Here is a 17,595-nt window from a genome sequence, read left to right on the forward strand (position 1 = left end):
TTCACGTGAAACAGGGCGAGCCGCGCTGTTTCATAAGGTAGGCAAATGGAAACGACATTCGACGTCATCGTCATCGGCGGGGGACATGCTGGCTGCGAGGCAGCGAGTGCGGCCGCGCGTGTGGGAGCCAGCACCGCGCTGATTACCCATAACCGGCAGACCATCGGCGTGATGTCCTGTAACCCTGCGATCGGCGGTCTCGGCAAGGGCCATCTCGTGCGTGAGGTTGATGCCTTCGACGGTTTGATGGGCCGCGTCGCGGATGCCTCCGGTATCCAGTTCCGGCTTCTCAATCGTAAGAAGGGACCTGCTGTGCGCGGGCCTCGGACCCAGGCCGATCGCAAGCTTTACCGGCTTGCGATGCAGCGTGAAATTTTCGACCACCCTAACCTCACTGTGATCGAGGGAGATGCCTTCGATATCGGGATCGAGGACGGGCTAGTCAACTCGGTTGAATTGAAAGACGGACGTCGATTCGGATGCGTAACAATTGTTCTGACGACCGGAACTTTTCTTCGCGGCCTGATTCATATCGGCGACCAGAAGATTCCTGCCGGCCGCGTCGGTGAAGCCCCTTCCCTGGGATTGTCTGAAACCCTGGCGCGATTTGGCTTGCAGCTGGGTCGGCTGAAGACCGGTACTCCGGCGCGGTTGGATGGAAATACGATCGACTGGAGCCGTGTCGGTTTGCAGGAGGCCGACGAACAGCCGGTTCCTTTTTCCTTCATGACCGACAAGATCACCACAAGGCAGATTGCGTGCGGCGTCACGCGCACAACCGATGCGACCCACAAGATCATCTCGGACAATATCCATCGCTCCGCGATGTATTCCGGCCAGATCGAAGGGGTAGGCCCGCGGTATTGCCCGTCGATCGAGGACAAGATCGTCCGTTTCGGCGAGCGCGACGGGCATCAGATCTTTCTGGAGCCGGAAGGCCTGGACGATCCGACGGTCTATCCGAATGGTATTTCGACATCCCTCCCCGCCGAGGTCCAGGAGGCGTTCATTCGAACAATTCCGGGTCTGGAGGCAGTGACGATCATGCAGCCCGGTTACGCGATCGAATATGATCACGTGGACCCCCGCGAACTGACCGCGGGCTTGGAAGTGAAGAAGATTCCGGGCCTTTTCCTTGCCGGGCAGATCAATGGCACAACGGGTTATGAAGAAGCGGCGGCGCAGGGTCTGGTGGCCGGATTAAATGCGACGCAAAAAGCGTCCGGCGGTGAGCCCTATCATTTCAGCCGCGCCGACTCCTATATCGGCGTCATGATTGACGATCTCACGTCTCGCGGGGTGACTGAACCCTATCGAATGTTTACGTCCCGTGCCGAATACCGGCTGTCTCTCAGGGCGGACAACGCGGATGTTCGGCTGACGGAGAAAGCGATCGAGCTGGGTTGTGTCGGACCTGCGCGGGCGGCGAAGCTGCGAGCCTATACGCAGGCGCTGGATGCAGGCCGGGAGTTGCTCCGATCCCGCAATTTGACCCCCAACGAGGCCAATAGTCATGGCCTGAAGTTGAACAAGGACGGACAGCGACGAACCGCCTATGAGCTGCTGGCTTATCCTGATCAATCGTTGGGAGGCCTCACCGCTATATGGCCTGAATTCGCGCAGTTGTCCCCCAAGGTTGCGGAAGCCCTGGAAATTGAAGCGTCCTATGCGGTTTACATGAACCGGCAGGCAGCCGATATTCACGCTACCCATCGGGACGAGGCCCGAATTATCCCGCAAGGCTTTGATTTTACAGGTCTTCCTGGTCTTTCCAATGAACTTAAACTGAAGCTGACGGCGGCAAACCCGGGGAATCTTGCACAGGCTGGCAAGGTTGATGGGATGACGCCAGCCGCCCTTGCTCTTATCCTGGCGCTACTTCGTAAAGAAGAAACTGCACCAGATCGCCTCAAGCGAGTCCTGTAAATGCTTCTGAACGGCAAGAGTGTTTCACGTGAAACGCAAGAGAAGCTTGAGCATTTTTCCGCGCTTTTCCAGAAGTGGGCCAAGGCCATCAACCTTGTGGCGCCGTCGACGCTAGACGAACTGTGGCGGCGCCATATAGCCGACAGCGCTCAAATCTTTCAGCTTTCCCCGCAGCCATGCAAGTGGCTTGACCTTGGTTCTGGAGGTGGTTTCCCCGGGATCATAACCGCGATCTTTCTGGCCGAGGTGCAAGAGGGGTGGGTTCATCTGGTGGAGAGCAATCAGAAGAAGGCAGCGTTTCTTCGAGTGGCGCTTAGCGAGACGGGCGCGAGAGGCTCTGTTCATCCACTGCGAATCGAATCGGCTTCGAAGGCTCTTCCAGATTGCGAGCGCATCTCAGCCAGGGCGCTTGCAGAGCTTGATCCGCTTCTTTCCTACACGTCGGCGTGGATGATCGGCAGAGAAACAAGAGCTTTTTTTCATAAAGGCCGGGATTACGCGGCGGAAGTCGAGAAAGCCCGTGGTCGTTGGGTATTCGATCTGATAAAACACCAGAGTGCCGTCGAGCCGGATTCAGTTATCCTTGAGATAAGCAATTTGAGGCACAAAGAACCCTAGATTTTCAGGTGCCGCATGTTTGAAAGAAATCGGGTTATCACGATCGCCAACCAAAAAGGTGGCGTCGGCAAGACAACGACGGCGATCAACCTGGCCACGGCGCTCGCCGCCATCGGCGAGAGTGTGCTGATCGTGGACCTCGATCCCCAGGGCAATGCCAGCACCGGGCTGGGCATTGAGCGCCGTGATCGCAAGATCTCCTCCTATGACCTGTTGATGGGTTACAACTCCATCGCCGAGACTGCGCTGGCAACGGCGGTTCCGAACCTTCACATCGTCCCTTCGACAATGGATCTACTCGGGTTCGAGATGGAAATCTCCCAGGCTCCCGATCGGGCGTTCAAGCTTCGAAGCGCCCTGAATGGCGATGACGCCTTGGCCTATTCCTATATTCTGCTGGATTGCCCCCCATCGTTCAACCTTTTGACGATGAATGCCATGGCGGCGGCTCATTCTATTCTGGTGCCCCTACAGTGCGAGTTTTTCGCCCTGGAGGGTCTGAGTCAGCTGCTGGAAACCGTCGACCAGGTGCGTCGCAGCGTCAATCCCTCGCTCGACATTCAGGGAATTGTCCTGACCATGTTCGACGCGCGAAACAACCTCGCCCAGCAGGTCGTCAACGATGTTCGGACGCATCTGGGCGAAAAGGTCTACCATACGTTGATTCCGCGCAATGTTCGCGTTTCGGAAGCGCCTTCCTACGGGAAGCCGGCAATCCTTTACGACTTGAAATGCGCCGGCAGCCAGGCCTATTTGCAGCTGGCGTCTGAAGTCATCCAGCGGGAACGCAGGCGCAAGGCTGCCTGACCGCTTTGCAGACAAGTGAGTAGTGTGAATGAACGACGACCTCTCGAAACGGCGCCTAGGGCGCGGCCTTGCAGCTCTTATCGGTGAGATGGACCAGCCGGCACCTGTCAACAGTGCTGCCCGTAGCGTCAACCCGGATCGCATGGTGCCGATCGAGCACGTGTCGCGCAATCCGAAGAATCCGCGCCGGAGCTTTGATGAGGGTGAGCTGCAGGATCTCGCAAGCTCCATTCGCCAGCATGGTATCGTTCAGCCGGTGGTCGTTCGGCCGCGCGGCGCCGATCAATTTGAGATCATCGCCGGCGAACGTCGCTGGCGTGCGGCGCAGCTTGCCGGCTTGGTCGAAATTCCCGTCATCGTTCGCGATGTGGATGATCGAACGGCGCTTGAGATCGCGATCGTCGAAAACGTCCAGCGCTCAGATCTCAATCCCTTGGAAGAGGCGCTGGGTTACGATCAGCTAATTGCAGAGCATGGCTACACCCAGAACGATCTTGGGGAAATCATCGGAAAAAGCCGAAGCCATGTGGCCAATAGCCTCCGCTTGCTGAAGCTACCCGAGCCGGTCCGGGACATGTTGGCGGGAGGCAGCCTTTCTGCGGGTCACGCCCGTGCGCTTATCACGACATCGGATCCGGTTTCGCTGGCACGTACGATTGTCGCCAAGGGTATGTCAGTTCGCGATGCTGAGAAGCTAGCCCAAAACGACATCAAGGCTCAATCGGAGCCTGCAAACGTTTCGAAGACGGAACAAAAGGACTCCGATACCCTTGCGCTGGAGCGAACGCTTTCTGATTCACTGGGCCTGGACGTGAAGATCAACCACAAGAACGGTGGCGGTCAGATCAGGATCGGTTACCGCACGCTTGAGCAGCTTGAGGAGATATGCCGCCTTCTTGAGCGGCGATAACCTAGTTTATTCAACGACTTGATTGAATAGCGGTTGCCATCAGCGTGTGGAACGCGATATTGGGTTCCAGGCTCTGCCTCTGTCGTGACATCAGAATTGCAGCCTGCAATCTTTCCGTTTCACGGGCGAGCGCCGGCGAACTCCAAGTTCTCAGCGCTTTTTCGATGATCGGTTTCCGCTTGAAATGAACATGCCTGCCGAGCGTCATCATGACCTGGGAGGTCTGGAGTTTCTTCTCCTCCATCTCCGCCTTCATCAGATCCAGCAGCTGGAATTGTTTCAGGCAGGATTGCAGGACAAGAAAGACCGGTGTCTTAGACGAAACGATCTTCTGGATGGCGCGATGCAGAGCGGGTAAATCGCCGCTGAGGATTGCGTCGACGGCCTCATCGGCTGAAACTGCGCTCGCGTCCCCGATGATTTCATCGATCTGCGCCTCTTCGACCATACCTGTGCCACGGCAGTAAAGCGCAAGTTTGCGGATTTCGTTCCGGGAGGCCACGCGGTCTCCCCCAAGCAGCTCCAGGAGCCTCTGGCGGGCGCCAGGGCTGATCCTGAGGCCCTCGCTCCCCAACTCCGAATCGATGAGGCTGTTCAAAGCCTTGATATCGTCCGCGTAGCAGGGGATCACAGCTATGGATCGAGAGGGCTCAGCGATCTTGCGCAGCCCGCTCCCTTTCTTGAGGTCGCCGGCCTCGACGATCAGTATGTTGACTGGGGCCGGGCCGTCAGCGAGAACCTGCATTGCGTCCAGGAGCGGCTTTTCGTTGGCAGCGCCGCGCAGCCAAACGAGCTTCGAACCGCCGAAAAGGCCCATTGAATTCACTTCATCGAGAAGCCGCCCCGGGTCGCCCTGCAGGTCCGAAACGTCGAGTTTGAGCATCGCAAACGGATCATCCTGGGAAATGCCCGTCTTGCCCGCGATCAGTGCAGCACGTTCGGAAACGAGGCCGCGATCCGGGCCGTAGATCACGAAAATCTTGTAGAGTTCCGCACTCTTCTCGGCAAACCGATCGAATTCGTGGGATTTTACTTCTGCCATACCGTCTGCGGCTGAGGTTCGCGCGAAAGCGCAATCGCGATCTCGGCGCGGATAAACTCGGCAAGTTCTCGCGCGGCACGGTTTTCGGCGTCGCGAACGGCGCGCAGACCTGCATAGCCCTGGCCCGAAATGTCGATGAGCGCAACGACCTGACGTTTGCCAGACTTCAGCACCTGCCCGTCGCTGACGCGGCTAATCGTGTAGGTGCCGTCCACCTGAACGCGGCCGGGGACCGGTACGCCGGTCGGAGAGACGTTGTCGTCGTCCTCGTCGTCCTCGTCGTCGATAATGGTCGAGGCCGTGCTCTTGGTTACCAGCTTCACGTCGTAAGCAGGACGGGCCGACTCGCCGGCACCGCCGGAGGTCAGGAAGACCAGATGGTTGCGGACAACCTGGTCGAGGCGGGTGTGGGGTTGCTCGAAGCCGACGGACGCAAGGCGCTCGCCCGTGCCGGAAGCCTCGGAATAAAGCGGGCGAACCTGGCAGCCGGCGAGCACGGTCAGCATTACCAGGCTGGATACGAACCCAAAACGACGAAGAGAGCGGTCAAACGACAATGTTTACGATCCTCTGTGGGACGACGATTACTTTCTTCGGCGCCCGGCCTTCAAGTGCCGCTTTGACCGCATCCAGCGCCAGAACCGCAGCTTCGACCGCACTTTGATCCGCGTCGCGCGCGATTGTCAATTCGCCGCGCTTCTTGCCGTTGATTTGGACCGGCAGTGTGACTTCGTTCTCGACGACGAGGGTTTCGTCATATTGCGGCCAGGCAGCCAGGGAGAGCAGTTCCCTGTTGCCGAGGACCGCCCAGCACTCTTCGGCCAGATGCGGCGTCATGGGGGCGACGAGTTGGATCAGGATTTCCGATGCGTTGCGTACGGCGCCACGATAGGCCGCATCGCCCTCGCCGCCTGCGACCCGGGCGAGCGGTGCCGCAAGTGCGTTTACGAGCTCATAGATACGCGCGACGGCCTTGTTGAAGGAGAGCTTGTCGTAATCGCCCTGAACCGCCTTCAGCGTCTTGTGGGCAAGCTGCGAGATCGCCAGCGCCTCGCCGTCCTTAGCCGGCACCGGATCGACGCAAGCCAGGTTTTCGGAAGCCTCCGAAATCAGCCGCCACAGGCGCTGGGTAAAGCGGTGAGCACCTTCGACACCGGCCTCGGACCAGATCACGTCGCGGTCCGGCGGAGAGTCAGAAAGTACGAAGAAGCGGGCCGTATCGGCCCCGTAGGAGGCGATGATATCGTCCGGATCGACAACATTCTTCTTCGATTTCGACATCTTCTCGATCGAGCCGATGGTGACTTCTTCGCCACCCTCGAGCATGGTGGCGCGGCGTTTGCCGTCCACTTCCTCGATGCGAATGTCGGCCGGGGCCACCCATTCACCGTTGGGGCCGGTGCCACGACGATAGGTTTCGTGCACGACCATGCCTTGCGTGAAGAGGCCCTTGAAGGGCTCCTTGACCTCGACATGGCCGGTCTCGCGCATGGCGCGGGTGAAGAAACGGGAATAGAGCAGGTGCAGGATCGCGTGTTCGATGCCGCCGATATACTGGTCGACCGGCAGCCATCGGTTGGCGACGGCCGGGTCTGTCGGATCCTTCTCCCAAGGCGCGGTAAAGCGGGTGAAATACCAGCTCGAATCGACGAACGTATCCATCGTGTCCGTCTCACGGCGGGCTTGCTTGCCGCATTGCGGGCAGGCAACATGGCGCCAGGTCGGATGGCGGTCGAGCGGGTTGCCCGGCAGGTCGAAAGTCACGTCGTCCGGCAGCTTGACCGGCAGGTCCGCTTTCGGCACCGGCACGACGCCGCAGTCATCGCAATGGATAACCGGGATCGGGCAGCCCCAGTAGCGCTGGCGCGAGATACCCCAGTCGCGCAGGCGGAAATTCACCTTGCGCTCACCCTGTGGCATGTTGCCCACGATCGTTTCCGACAGGCGGTCTGCCACCACCTCGAAGGCTTCCTCGGTCGTCTTGCCGTCGAGGAAACGCGAATTGATCATGACGCCGTCATCGACGTAAGCGGTGTCGCCGACCTCGAAGGTCGCAGCGTCGCCGTCCTTCGGCATGACGACCGGTACGACGGGCAAACCGTATTTACGGGCGAAATCCAAGTCGCGCTGATCGCCGGACGGGCAGCCGAAGATGGCGCCGGTACCGTAATCCATCAGCACGAAGTTCGCGACATAGACCGGCAGTTCCCAGGATGGGTCGAGCGGATGCCTGACCCGGACGCCGGTGTCGATGCCCTTCTTTTCGGCCGTTTCCAGCGCTGCGAGCGAGGTTCCGTGATGGCGGCATTCCTCGGCGAAGGCTTCGATAGCCGGATTCTGCGCGGCTGCGACCTTGGCCAGCGGATGGTCGGCGGCGATGGCCAGGAACGACGCACCGAACAGCGTGTCGGGACGGGTCGTGTAGACCACGACTTCGCTTTCGCCGGCGGGTGCCGTCGAACCCACTATTTCCCAGCGAACCGTCAGGCCCTCGGAACGGCCGATCCAGTTCTTCTGCATCAGCCGGACCTTTTCAGGCCACTGATCGAGCGTATCGAGCGAGTCGAGGAGGTCCTGGCTGAAATCGGTGATCTTGAAGAACCACTGCACCAGGTCGCGCTGCTCCACCAGCGCACCCGAGCGCCAGCCGCGGCCGTCGATAACCTGCTCGTTGGCCAGAACCGTCTGGTCGACCGGGTCCCAATTGACCTTGGACTGCTTACGGTAGACCAGACCCTTTTCCATCATGTCGAGGAAGAGGTGCTGCTGCTGCTGGTAATATTCGACATCGCAGGTGGCAAATTCGCGTGACCAGTCGAGCGACAGGCCCATGGCCTTCAGCTGCGCCTTCATGGATTCGATGTTCTGGTAGGTCCAGGTCTTCGGATGCACCTTGTTGTCGCGGGCGGCGTTTTCAGCCGGCATGCCGAAAGCGTCCCAGCCCATGGGGTGCAGGACGTTGAAGCCGCGGGCGCGCTTGTAGCGGGCGACCACGTCGCCCATGGCGTAGTTGCGCACGTGGCCCATATGGATACGGCCCGACGGATAGGGAAACATCTCCAGAACGTAGTATTTTTCGCGCGGATCGCTGTTGTCGGTCTCGAAAACCTTGGCATCGTTCCAGGTTTGCTGCCAACGGGGCTCGGCATCGCGCGGATTATAACGTTCAGTCGCCATTTCAATGATATTCCGGGAAAACAGGATCAAGAGTCGGGCGAGACCTTCACCATGAAACCCTGCAAGCGTCAAGTTTTACAGGGGCGGGAAAGGCCAAGTTCAGGGCGAAACACCCTTGGCACGGCCTTATATGAGGGCTAAGCGCTGAGCTTGCAAGAAAAGCGGAAGGCATGGGTCATGAGCGTCGAAGAACGGCTGCGGGATGTGAAGGCACGGATCGGGAAGGTAGAGCGCCTCTCGAAGCGACCCGCAGGGTCGGTGACGCTCGTGGCGGTTTCGAAGACGTTCGACGTGCAGGACATTCGACCGGTGATATCAGCCGGACAACGGATATTCGGCGAAAACCGCGTGCAGGAGAGCCAGGGCAAGTGGCCGGAACTGAAGGCCGAGACGCCTGAGATCGAACTGCATCTGATCGGGCCGCTGCAATCCAACAAGGCCGCCGATGCCGTGGCGCTGTTCGATGTCATCGAGACGGTGGACCGGGAAAAGATCGCCCGCGCGCTTGCCGACGAGATCAGGAAGCAGGGCAAGGCGCCAAAACTCTATGTGCAGGTCAATACCGGGCTCGAGCCGCAGAAGGCGGGGATCGAGCCGAAGCAGACCGTTGCCTTCGTGGAGCTTTGCCGCAAGGAGCTCGGGCTTTCGATCGAGGGGCTGATGTGCATTCCGCCGGCCGAGGAAAATCCGGGGCCGCATTTTGCGATGCTTGCCAAGCTCGCCAGCGAATGTGGCGTCGAAAAGCTTTCCATGGGCATGTCCGGCGATTTTGAGACCGCCGTCGAATTCGGGGCGACTAGCGTTCGGGTCGGCTCGGCCATCTTCGGCTCACGCTGAAAACAGGCTTTCGCCAAGGACCTAGCGCTTTCGTCGGGCTTTCCCGCACCTCTCCCGCACCCTAGATTGACCATTCCGGGCTGTGCTCATGTGACGGGAGGTGCAGATGCAAAGCCGCTATTTCGACATCTATGAAGGCTGGCAAAAGGATCCGGAGGGATTCTGGAGAGGCGCGTCCGCTGCCATCGAGTGGTTCAAGGAACCGGAGAAGATCTTCGACAAGGACGAAGGCGTCTACGGGCGCTGGTTTACCGGCGGCGAGACCAATACCTGCCACAACTGCCTCGACCGGCATGTTGCGGCCGGCCGAGGTGGGCAGCGCGCCTTCATCCACGACAGCGCCATGACGGGAAAGCAGAAGAGCTTCACCTATGCCGAGGTCCTCGACGAGGTGAAGGCGATCGCAGCGGTTATGGGTGATCTCGGCATCGGAAAGGGCGATCGCGTCGTCATCTACATGCCGATGGTGCCGGAAGCGATCTTCTCGATGCTTGCCTGTGCCCGGCTGGGAGCGGTGCATTCGGTGGTGTTCGGCGGCTTCGCGGCGCAGGAGCTGGCGGCACGGCTGAACGATTCGGAAGCGAAACTGGTGGTCAGTGCGAGCTGCGGCCTCGAGCCGGGCCGCACTATCGCCTATAAGCCGCTGCTCGACCAGGCGATCGAGCTCGCCCACGTGAAACCCAATCATTGCCTCATCCTGCAGCGCGAAGAGCTCCAGGCGGAACTGCGGCCGGAGCGTGGAGAGTTGGATTTCGCCGAGGCCGTCGAAAAGGCGCGGGGCAGGGATGTGCCGTGCGTACCGGTCAAGGCCACCGATCCGCTCTACATCCTCTATACGTCCGGGACGACCGGCCAGCCGAAGGGGGTCGTGCGCGACAATGGCGGGCACATGGTGGCGCTGCATTGGAGCATGGAGAACATTTTTGGCGTTAAGCCGGGGGAGGTGTTCTGGACGGCATCCGATATAGGCTGGGTCGTCGGCCATTCCTATATCGTCTACGGGCCACTCCTGACCGGCAATACAAGCGTGATCTTCGAGGGCAAGCCGGTCGGCACGCCGGATGCCGGCACGTTCTGGCGGGTCGTCAGCGATCACGACGTGAAAGTGCTGTTCACGGCGCCGACGGCTTTTCGGGCGATCCGCCGCGACGATCCGGAGGGCGAGCTGGTTGGGAAATACGATCTGACCGGAATGCGCGCCCTGTTCCTTGCTGGGGAGCGGGCCGATTCGGAAACGCTGAAATGGGCCGAGCAGAAGCTCAAGATTCCGGTGATCGATCACTGGTGGCAGACGGAGACGGGCTGGCCTGTCGCCGCCAACACCGTCGGGCTCGGTCTGATGCCGGTCAAGCACGGTTCGCCGACGCGGCCGATGCCCGGTTATGCGCTCGACGTGCTGGACGATGCCGGCCATCCGGTGCCGCGCGGCACGCTCGGCAATATCGTTATAAAATTGCCGCTGCCGCCCGGCTGTCTGGTCAGCTTCTGGAATGCCGACCAGCGGTTCCGCGAAGCATGCCTCGACGAGTTCCCGGGCTACTACAAGACGGCAGATGCCGGGGTGATGGACGAAGAGGGTTATATCTTCGTGATGGCGCGCACCGACGACATCATCAACTGCGCCGGCCATCGGCTTTCGACAGGGGCCATGGAGGAAGCCTGCGCCAAACATCCGGACGTCGCCGAATGCGCGGTGATCGGCGTGCACGACGCAACGAAGGGGCAGATCCCCTGCGGCTTCATGGTGCTGAAGAACCATGTTTCACGGGAAACCGCTGATATCGCGAGAGAAGTGGCCGAAATCGTGCGCAACGAGATCGGGCCGGTCGCGGCGTTCAAGACGGTCATGGTGGTTCACAAGCTGCCGAAGACCCGATCGGGCAAGATATTGCGCGGCACCATGCAGAAGATTGCCGACGACATGCCGTGGAAAATGCCGGCGACGATCGAGGACGCAGCGGTGCTGGACGAGATCACTGCAATCCTGAAGGCGAACGGTTATGCCCGCGAGGGCAGTGGCCTGAAACAGAGCGCCTGAACGAAAAAAGCCCCGGATCGTCTCCGGGGCCTTTTCATGCAATCGAAATGGTTCGATCAGAAGCGCTCGTCTTCCTCGTCGTCGTCGCGACGGGTGGACTTGAGCGACGAGAGCTTGGCGAAAACGGCGTCCGCGTCGATCTCCTTTTCCTTCTCTTCCTCGCGCTCGTTGCGATAGCTGAAGCCGAGGTTTTCGGTTTCAGCCGCAGGCTGCAGGGAAGCGCCGAGTTCGGCAGCGGTCGGCAGCGGACGGCCCTTGGAAGCGCGTTCGACTTCGAGGTCGAGGTCGATCTGGCTGCAGAGGCCGAGCGTCACCGGATCCATCGGCGTCAGGTTGGTCGAGTTCCAGTGGGTGCGCTCGCGGATCTGCTCGATCGTCGACTTGGTAGTGCCGACGAGGCGGGAAATCTGTGCGTCTTTCAGTTCCGGATGGTTGCGAACCAGCCAGAGAATTGCGTTCGGGCGGTCCTGGCGCTTGGAGACCGGCGTGTAGCGCGGGCCGCGGCGTTTCGATTCCGGCACGCGAACCTTCGGCTCCGAAAGCTTCAGCTTGTGATTGACGTCCTTTTCGCCGCGTTCGATTTCATCGCGCGAAAGCTGGCCGGTGGCGATCGGGTCCAGGCCCTTGATGCCCTGCGCCGCTTCGCCATCTGCAATCGCCTTCACCTCGAGCGGGTGGAGCTTGCAGAAATTGGCGATCTGTTCGAAGGAAAGCGCGGTATTGTCGACCAGCCATACAGCGGTCGCCTTCGGCATGAGCAATTGTTGAGCCATGGGTATAGGTCCTCTGTCCGTCCGCGCCGGTGTCGCGGGCCGTGGGTATCAACCACAATTTCCGGGAATTTACCGCCCTATAATCGAATTGGGACAGAATTGCAAATCTTTGAAGCGAGATCGTCGCACCGAGATGAACCGTTTGTCTAATTGCCGCCCTTGCCTCACCTGTTATGAATGCGGCACATATCGCTGACGGCTCGATGCGTCGTCATGCGTGCCAATTCAGGGAGGTGTTCATGTCGGAAAAAGTCTACCCGGTCCTCAAGTCTGCCAAAGCGAAGGCGCTCATCGACAAGGATAAATACGAAAAGTGGTACGAGGAGAGCGTTGAGGACCCGGACAAGTTCTGGGGCAAACATGGAAGGCGCATCGACTGGTTCAAGCCTTATACCAAGGTCAAGAATACCTCCTTCAAGGGCAAGGTCTCGATCAAGTGGTTCGAGGACGGCCTGACCAACGTTTCCTACAATTGCATCGACCGCCACCTGAAGACCCATGGAGAGCGCACGGCGCTGATCTGGGAAGGCGACAATCCCTATATCGACAAGAAGATCACCTATAACCAGCTTTACGATCAGGTCTGCCGGCTCGCCAACGTCTTGAAGAAGCACGGCGTCAAGAAGGGCGACCGCGTCACCATCTACATGCCGATGATCCCCGAAGCGGCCTATGCGATGCTCGCCTGCGCCCGTATCGGCGCGGTGCATTCGGTCGTGTTCGGCGGGTTCTCGCCGGAAGCGCTGGCCGGCCGCATCATCGACTGCCAGTCCACTTTTGTGATCACCTGCGACGAGGGCGTGCGCGGCGGCAAGCCGGTGCCGCTCAAGGACAATACCGATACGGCGATCCATATCGCGGCCCGCCAGCACGTGATCGTCAACAAGGTCGTGGTGGTGCGCCGCACCGGCGGCAAGACCGGCTGGGCGCCCGGGCGCGACCTCTGGTACCACCAGGAAATCGCCACCGTGAAGGAGCATTGCGAACCGGTAAAGATGAAGGCGGAAGATCCGCTGTTCATCCTCTACACGTCCGGTTCGACCGGCAAGCCGAAAGGCGTGCTGCACACGACCGGCGGTTACCTCGTCTTCGCGGCGATGACCCACGAATACACGTTCGACTACCATGACGGCGACATCTACTGGTGCACGGCGGACGTGGGTTGGGTGACCGGCCATTCCTACATCGTCTACGGGCCGCTGGCGAACTGTGCCACCTCGCTGATGTTCGAAGGCGTGCCGAACTTCCCGGACCAGGGCCGTTTCTGGGAAATCATCGACAAGCACAAGGTCAACATTTTCTACACCGCCCCGACGGCGATCCGCTCGCTGATGGGCGCCGGCGACGAGTTCGTGAAACGCTCCTCGCGGACAAGCCTGCGTCTGCTCGGCACGGTCGGCGAGCCGATCAATCCGGAAGCCTGGGAGTGGTATTACAACGTGGTCGGCGACAAGCGCTGCCCGGTGGTCGATACCTGGTGGCAGACGGAAACCGGCGGCCACATGATCACGCCGCTGCCGGGGGCCACCGACCTGAAGCCGGGTTCGGCGACCGTACCGTTCTTCGGCGTGAAACCGGAATTGGTCGACAACGAGGGCAAGGTGCTGGAAGGGGCGGCCGACGGCAACCTCTGCATCGCAGACAGCTGGCCGGGCATGATGCGCACGGTCTATGGCGACCATGAGCGCTTCATCCAGACCTATTTCTCGACCTACAAGGGCAAATATTTCACCGGTGACGGCTGCCGGCGCGACGAGGACGGTTATTACTGGATCACCGGCCGCGTCGACGACGTGCTGAACGTTTCCGGCCACCGTCTCGGCACGGCGGAAGTGGAGTCGGCACTCGTCTCGCACCATCTGGTGTCGGAGGCCGCGGTCGTCGGTTATCCGCACAATATCAAGGGCCAGGGCATCTATTGCTACGTAACCCTGATGGCCGGCCATGACGGTGATGACGCGCTGCGCCAGGAACTGGTGAAGCACGTGCGCCAGGAGATCGGACCGATCGCCCAACCCGACAAGATCCAGTTCGCACCCGGCCTGCCAAAAACCCGCTCCGGCAAGATCATGCGCCGCATCCTGCGCAAGATCGCAGAGGATGATTTCGGCGCGCTCGGGGATATCTCGACGCTTGCCGATCCCGGCGTGGTCGACGACCTGATCGCCAACCGCCAGAACAAGGCGGGCTGATCGAACCCAAAGGCCGCTCGGGAAACTGGGCGGCCTTTTCAGTTGAGGTCGCAGGTCTCGCGCGGCTTGCGTCCGCCATCATAGGTCTGCACGAGGCCAGCGAGCAGCAGGTCGCCGCCGGCGCTGCGGCCATCGGAGAGCACCACGTCTGCGACAATGCGGCCGAAATATTTGTCGCCGGAAATATGGGTGAGCTGAATCTTGCGTGATTGGGCGGTCAGCGCTTCGAGCGCCCGTTGGGCGTCGATGCCCGCCTCGCGAAGCCGCTCGCATTTCGATTTTAGCTCCGGCGCATCGATGCCCCGAATACGCACATAAACTTCCATCTTCTGCTGCGGCCAGGGCTGCGCTTCGACCAGCAGCGTATCGCCGTCGATAACCCGCAGGATTTCCGCCGCCACCGGTCCGGAAATCTCGTCACGCGCTTCTGCTTCGGTGGCGAACACCGCGGCGATGCCAGCGAGAATCAGAAGCGCCTTGATCATGGAAAGGAATAAATTCCGATCCATTAGCGAAGTCAATAGGAATATTTACTTAGAAATCGATCGCCCGGCCGTTGATCTCCCAGTCGCCGAAGCGGGCGGGGTCGGCGCCGCCGCGGCCGCCGAATTCTTGCGGCGTTTCGGCCTTGGCGGCCGCCTGGCGGCGTTCTTCTGCTTCCTTGAGCGCGCGCTCGGCGGCTGGGGAAAGTGGCTTCTTGGGCGCGCCTTCTTCCGGTATGATTTCTGAATTGTCGTTATCTGCGCTTTGCATCGTGGCCTTCGCCGGGTGGATTATTGAAAATTCTGGTCGAATTGACCACATCATAAGGCGTTCGCGCCCAGTGGAAAACCCTTTAACTGCCGTGGGGCGATATCGGCAACGGGAGAGATGACGATGAATGTAATGCGCACCGCCATGCTTCTGGCCTTCATGACGGCCCTCTTCATGGGGATCGGCTTTCTGATCGGCGGCACGGGCGGCATGATGATCGCGTTGGTGATCGCGGCCGGGATGAACCTGTTTTCCTACTGGAATTCCGACAAGATGGTTCTGTCGGCCTACCATGCGCAGGAGGTCGATGCGCGCAGCGCGCCGGAATTCTACAACATGATCCGCGATCTTTCGGCCAATGCCGGCCTGCCGATGCCGAAAGTCTATGTCTACGACAATCCGCAGCCGAATGCCTTTGCGACCGGCCGCAACCCGCAGAACGCCGCGGTCGCGGCTTCCACCGGGCTGATGCAGCGGCTGACGCATGAGGAAGTGGCGGGCGTGATGGCGCATGAGCTCGCGCATATCCAGAACCGCGATACGCTGACGATGACGATCACCGCGACGCTTGCCGGCGCGATCTCGATGCTCGGCAATTTCGCCTTCTTCTTTGGTGGCAATCGGGAGAACAACAATCCGCTCGGTTTCGTCGGCGTGCTGGTGGCGATGATCGTCGCTCCGTTCGCGGCGATGCTGGTGCAGATGGCGATCAGCCGGACGCGCGAATATTCGGCCGACCGTCGCGGTGCAGAGATCTGCGGCAACCCGTTGTGGCTCGCCTCCGCACTCGGCAAGATCGCCGGTGCGGCGCATCAGATCCCGAACTACGAGGCCGAGCGCAACCCCGCTACGGCGCATATGTTCATCATCAACCCGCTGTCGGGCGAGCGGATGGACAACCTGTTCTCGACCCATCCGAACACCGAGAACCGTATCGCCGCGCTCCAGCAGATGGCCGGGGAGTTCGGTGGTGGTGCCTCGACGGCCGGGTTCCAGGCTGATAGACCGCAGCGCACCGCGCGCTCCGTTCCGAATACCGGTTGGGGCCGCGGCTCGGATGAACGGCGCAAAGGTCCCTGGTCTTGAACGAAGCCAAGAAGAACAAGAAGCCTTACAAGCCAGCAGGCAAGCCTGCGGAACAGCGCAGGAAGCCGGCTCACTCGGAGAAGGAAAGCGGTCCCTTCAAGGCAGGTCTCGAGGTTCGGGTCACGGCCGCAAAGCTTCTGGCGGCCGTCGTCGAAAGAAAGATCTCGCTCGACGGCATGCTCGACCTCGTCCATGGCAATCCGGCCTATAGGGCGCTCAGCGATGCCGACCGGGCGCTGACACGCGCCATTCTCAATACCGCACTCCGTCACCTGCCGCGCATCGAGGCGGCGATCGCTTCGCTGATCGATACGCCGCTGCCGGAAGGCGCGCGGGCGCTTCACCATGTGCTGGTGATCGCCGCCGCGCAGATCCTGCATCTCGACGTGCCACCGCATGCCGCCGTCGACCTTGCGGTCGAACAGGCCAATCGCGACCCGCGTAACCGCCGCTTTGCCAAGCTGGTGAATGCGGTGCTGCGCCGGCTGGATCGGGAAAAGGACGATATCCTTGCTGCCACGGCCACCATTTCCCCGGTGCCGGCCTGGTTCCGCAAGCGCCTGGTCGCCCTCTATGGCGAGGCGGAGGCGGATCGTATCGCCGAAGCTCAGCTTGTTCCGGCGGCCATCGACCTAACGGTCAAATCCGATCCCGCAGCCTGGGCCGAAAAGCTCGGCGGCACGGTTCTGCCGACCGGCAGCATTCGCCTCGCGGCCTTCGATGGCGCGGTTTCCGCGCTCGAAGGGTTCGATGAAGGCGTCTGGTGGGTGCAGGATGTCGCCGCCAGCATTCCCGCAAAGCTGTTCGGCGACCTGAAGGGCAAGAAGGTCGCCGACCTCTGCGCCGCCCCCGGCGGCAAGACGGCACAGCTGATCGCGGCCGGTGCCGAGGTGATCGCAGTCGAGCAATCCGGCAACCGGCTGGCACGGCTGAAAGAAAACCTCGGGCGGCTCGGTTACGAGGCGGAACTGGTCGGCGGCGACCTTTTCGATTTCAAGCCGGCGGAACCGCTTGATGGCGTGCTGCTCGATGCGCCCTGTTCCTCGACCGGCACGACGCGCCGGCATCCGGATGTGTTCTGGACCAAGGGACCGGAGGATGTGACGAAGCTCGCCGCTCTGCAGGAAAAGATGCTGCGCCACGCCGTCACGCTGGTGAAACCGGGCGGCATTATCGTTTTCTCCAATTGCTCGCTCGATTCGCTGGAGGGGGAGGAACTGGTCGTGCGCGTGCTCAAGGACCATCCCGAATTGAAACGCGTGGCCGTCAACCCTGAGGACTGGCCGGGACTGGAGGGGGCGATCTCGCCGCTCGGCGAATTCCGCACCACGCCGGCCATGCTGCCCGCCAGCGAAAATTTTGTTGGCGGCATGGATGGCTTCTTCGCGAGCGTCCTTCAGGTGCGGTAAGGTTTTCTTCACCATACGGACTGATAC

The 17,595-nt window shown here is 60.7% G+C and carries 15 protein-coding genes; 9 read left to right on the forward strand and 6 right to left on the reverse strand.

The genetic code is table 11. The features are described 5' to 3' along the window. Window positions 1–45: 45 nt before the first annotated feature. Genes mnmG through C5J24_RS26380 form a run of 4 tightly spaced genes read left to right on the forward strand, consistent with a single transcriptional unit; the run spans window position 46 to window position 4,261 of the window. Window positions 46–1,926 carry a tRNA uridine-5-carboxymethylaminomethyl(34) synthesis enzyme MnmG gene (gene mnmG / locus C5J24_RS26365; RefSeq protein WP_105422135.1) on the forward strand — a complete coding sequence of 627 codons (1,881 nt, stop codon included), beginning with the start codon at window positions 46–48 and terminating at the stop codon, window positions 1,924–1,926. Next, window positions 1,927–2,544 (forward strand): 16S rRNA (guanine(527)-N(7))-methyltransferase RsmG, encoded by a 618-nt coding sequence (rsmG, locus tag C5J24_RS26370; protein WP_105422137.1) that lies wholly within the window; start codon window positions 1,927–1,929, stop codon window positions 2,542–2,544. A 15-nt stretch (window positions 2,545–2,559) separates the two neighbouring features. Then, on the forward strand, window positions 2,560–3,351 hold the full coding sequence (locus C5J24_RS26375; protein WP_046636706.1) for a ParA family protein: 792 nt from the start codon (window positions 2,560–2,562) through the stop codon (window positions 3,349–3,351). Between the two features lie 28 nt (window positions 3,352–3,379). Further along, window positions 3,380–4,261, forward strand: coding sequence for a ParB/RepB/Spo0J family partition protein (locus C5J24_RS26380; protein ID WP_105422139.1), 882 nt, complete (start codon window positions 3,380–3,382; stop codon window positions 4,259–4,261). Between the two features lie 10 nt (window positions 4,262–4,271). Here the strand turns inward: C5J24_RS26380 and holA are convergent, their stop codons facing one another. Genes holA through leuS form a run of 3 tightly spaced genes read right to left on the reverse strand, consistent with a single transcriptional unit; the run spans window position 4,272 to window position 8,480 of the window. Beyond that, window positions 4,272–5,303, reverse strand: a complete 1,032-nt coding sequence (holA, locus tag C5J24_RS26385; RefSeq protein WP_105422141.1) for a DNA polymerase III subunit delta — start codon at window positions 5,301–5,303, stop codon at window positions 4,272–4,274. Beyond that, window positions 5,291–5,860, reverse strand: a complete 570-nt coding sequence (locus C5J24_RS26390; protein ID WP_105422143.1) for a hypothetical protein — start codon at window positions 5,858–5,860, stop codon at window positions 5,291–5,293. The genes holA and C5J24_RS26390 overlap by 13 nt, the downstream gene beginning before the upstream one ends. Beyond that, complete coding sequence (gene leuS, locus C5J24_RS26395) at window positions 5,850–8,480, reverse strand: leucine--tRNA ligase (protein WP_105422145.1); 2,631 nt, start codon at window positions 8,478–8,480, stop codon at window positions 5,850–5,852. Before leuS ends, C5J24_RS26390 begins: the two co-directional genes overlap by 11 nt. Before the next feature lie 177 nt (window positions 8,481–8,657). Between leuS and C5J24_RS26400 the strand changes: the two genes are divergently transcribed. Together C5J24_RS26400 and C5J24_RS26405 are read left to right on the forward strand one after the other, a co-directional pair. Continuing rightward, window positions 8,658–9,317: a YggS family pyridoxal phosphate-dependent enzyme gene (locus C5J24_RS26400; RefSeq protein WP_105422147.1), complete on the forward strand. Its 660-nt coding sequence runs from the start codon at window positions 8,658–8,660 to the stop codon at window positions 9,315–9,317. Between the two features lie 106 nt (window positions 9,318–9,423). After that, on the forward strand, window positions 9,424–11,355 hold the full coding sequence (locus C5J24_RS26405; RefSeq protein WP_105422149.1) for a propionyl-CoA synthetase: 1,932 nt from the start codon (window positions 9,424–9,426) through the stop codon (window positions 11,353–11,355). 56 nt (window positions 11,356–11,411) lie between these two features. On the opposite strand, the gene C5J24_RS26410 is transcribed toward C5J24_RS26405, so the two are convergent. Then, on the reverse strand, window positions 11,412–12,128 hold the full coding sequence (locus tag C5J24_RS26410) for a DUF1013 domain-containing protein (protein WP_105404833.1): 717 nt from the start codon (window positions 12,126–12,128) through the stop codon (window positions 11,412–11,414). 239 nt (window positions 12,129–12,367) lie between these two features. Here C5J24_RS26410 and acs point away from each other — a divergent pair, with 239 nt between their 5' ends. Further along, window positions 12,368–14,320, forward strand: a complete 1,953-nt coding sequence (gene acs, locus C5J24_RS26415; RefSeq protein WP_105422151.1) for an acetate--CoA ligase — start codon at window positions 12,368–12,370, stop codon at window positions 14,318–14,320. Window positions 14,321–14,358: 38 nt separating this feature from the next. Here acs and C5J24_RS26420 read toward each other — a convergent pair whose 3' ends face one another. Together C5J24_RS26420 and C5J24_RS26425 are read right to left on the reverse strand one after the other, a co-directional pair. Then, window positions 14,359–14,805: a thermonuclease family protein gene (locus C5J24_RS26420; protein ID WP_105422153.1), complete on the reverse strand. Its 447-nt coding sequence runs from the start codon at window positions 14,803–14,805 to the stop codon at window positions 14,359–14,361. A gap of 49 nt (window positions 14,806–14,854) precedes the next feature. Next, complete coding sequence (locus C5J24_RS26425; RefSeq protein WP_046668133.1) at window positions 14,855–15,073, reverse strand: DUF1674 domain-containing protein; 219 nt, start codon at window positions 15,071–15,073, stop codon at window positions 14,855–14,857. Between the two features lie 123 nt (window positions 15,074–15,196). Here C5J24_RS26425 and htpX point away from each other — a divergent pair, with 123 nt between their 5' ends. Then, window positions 15,197–16,159 (forward strand): zinc metalloprotease HtpX, encoded by a 963-nt coding sequence (gene htpX, locus C5J24_RS26430; RefSeq protein ID WP_105422306.1) that lies wholly within the window; start codon window positions 15,197–15,199, stop codon window positions 16,157–16,159. Further along, complete coding sequence (locus C5J24_RS26435; protein WP_105422155.1) at window positions 16,150–17,568, forward strand: RsmB/NOP family class I SAM-dependent RNA methyltransferase; 1,419 nt, start codon at window positions 16,150–16,152, stop codon at window positions 17,566–17,568. Before htpX ends, C5J24_RS26435 begins: the two co-directional genes overlap by 10 nt. Window positions 17,569–17,595 lie beyond the last annotated feature (27 nt).

Origin of the sequence: Neorhizobium sp. T25_27, from assembly GCF_002968565.1 — a bacterium.
In the GTDB taxonomy this organism is placed as follows: domain Bacteria; phylum Pseudomonadota; class Alphaproteobacteria; order Rhizobiales; family Rhizobiaceae; genus Neorhizobium; species Neorhizobium tomejilense.

What these genes read in the sequence shown, in the direction of transcription:
- acs (WP_105422151.1), top strand. Translation starts at nt 12,368, where the DNA reads ATGTCGGAAAAAGTCTACCCGGTCCTCAAGTCTGCCAAAGCGAAGGCG.
- C5J24_RS26405 (WP_105422149.1), top strand. Translation starts at nt 9,424, where the DNA reads ATGCAAAGCCGCTATTTCGACATCTATGAAGGCTGGCAAAAGGATCCG.
- C5J24_RS26410 (WP_105404833.1), bottom strand. Translation starts at nt 12,128, where the DNA reads ATGGCTCAACAATTGCTCATGCCGAAGGCGACCGCTGTATGGCTGGTC.
- holA (WP_105422141.1), bottom strand. Translation starts at nt 5,303, where the DNA reads ATGGCAGAAGTAAAATCCCACGAATTCGATCGGTTTGCCGAGAAGAGT.
- C5J24_RS26425 (WP_046668133.1), bottom strand. Translation starts at nt 15,073, where the DNA reads ATGCAAAGCGCAGATAACGACAATTCAGAAATCATACCGGAAGAAGGC.
- rsmG (WP_105422137.1), top strand. Translation starts at nt 1,927, where the DNA reads ATGCTTCTGAACGGCAAGAGTGTTTCACGTGAAACGCAAGAGAAGCTT.
- C5J24_RS26420 (WP_105422153.1), bottom strand. Translation starts at nt 14,805, where the DNA reads ATGATCAAGGCGCTTCTGATTCTCGCTGGCATCGCCGCGGTGTTCGCC.
- mnmG (WP_105422135.1), top strand. Translation starts at nt 46, where the DNA reads ATGGAAACGACATTCGACGTCATCGTCATCGGCGGGGGACATGCTGGC.
- C5J24_RS26380 (WP_105422139.1), top strand. Translation starts at nt 3,380, where the DNA reads ATGAACGACGACCTCTCGAAACGGCGCCTAGGGCGCGGCCTTGCAGCT.
- leuS (WP_105422145.1), bottom strand. Translation starts at nt 8,480, where the DNA reads ATGGCGACTGAACGTTATAATCCGCGCGATGCCGAGCCCCGTTGGCAG.
- htpX (WP_105422306.1), top strand. Translation starts at nt 15,197, where the DNA reads ATGAATGTAATGCGCACCGCCATGCTTCTGGCCTTCATGACGGCCCTC.
- C5J24_RS26375 (WP_046636706.1), top strand. Translation starts at nt 2,560, where the DNA reads ATGTTTGAAAGAAATCGGGTTATCACGATCGCCAACCAAAAAGGTGGC.
- C5J24_RS26400 (WP_105422147.1), top strand. Translation starts at nt 8,658, where the DNA reads ATGAGCGTCGAAGAACGGCTGCGGGATGTGAAGGCACGGATCGGGAAG.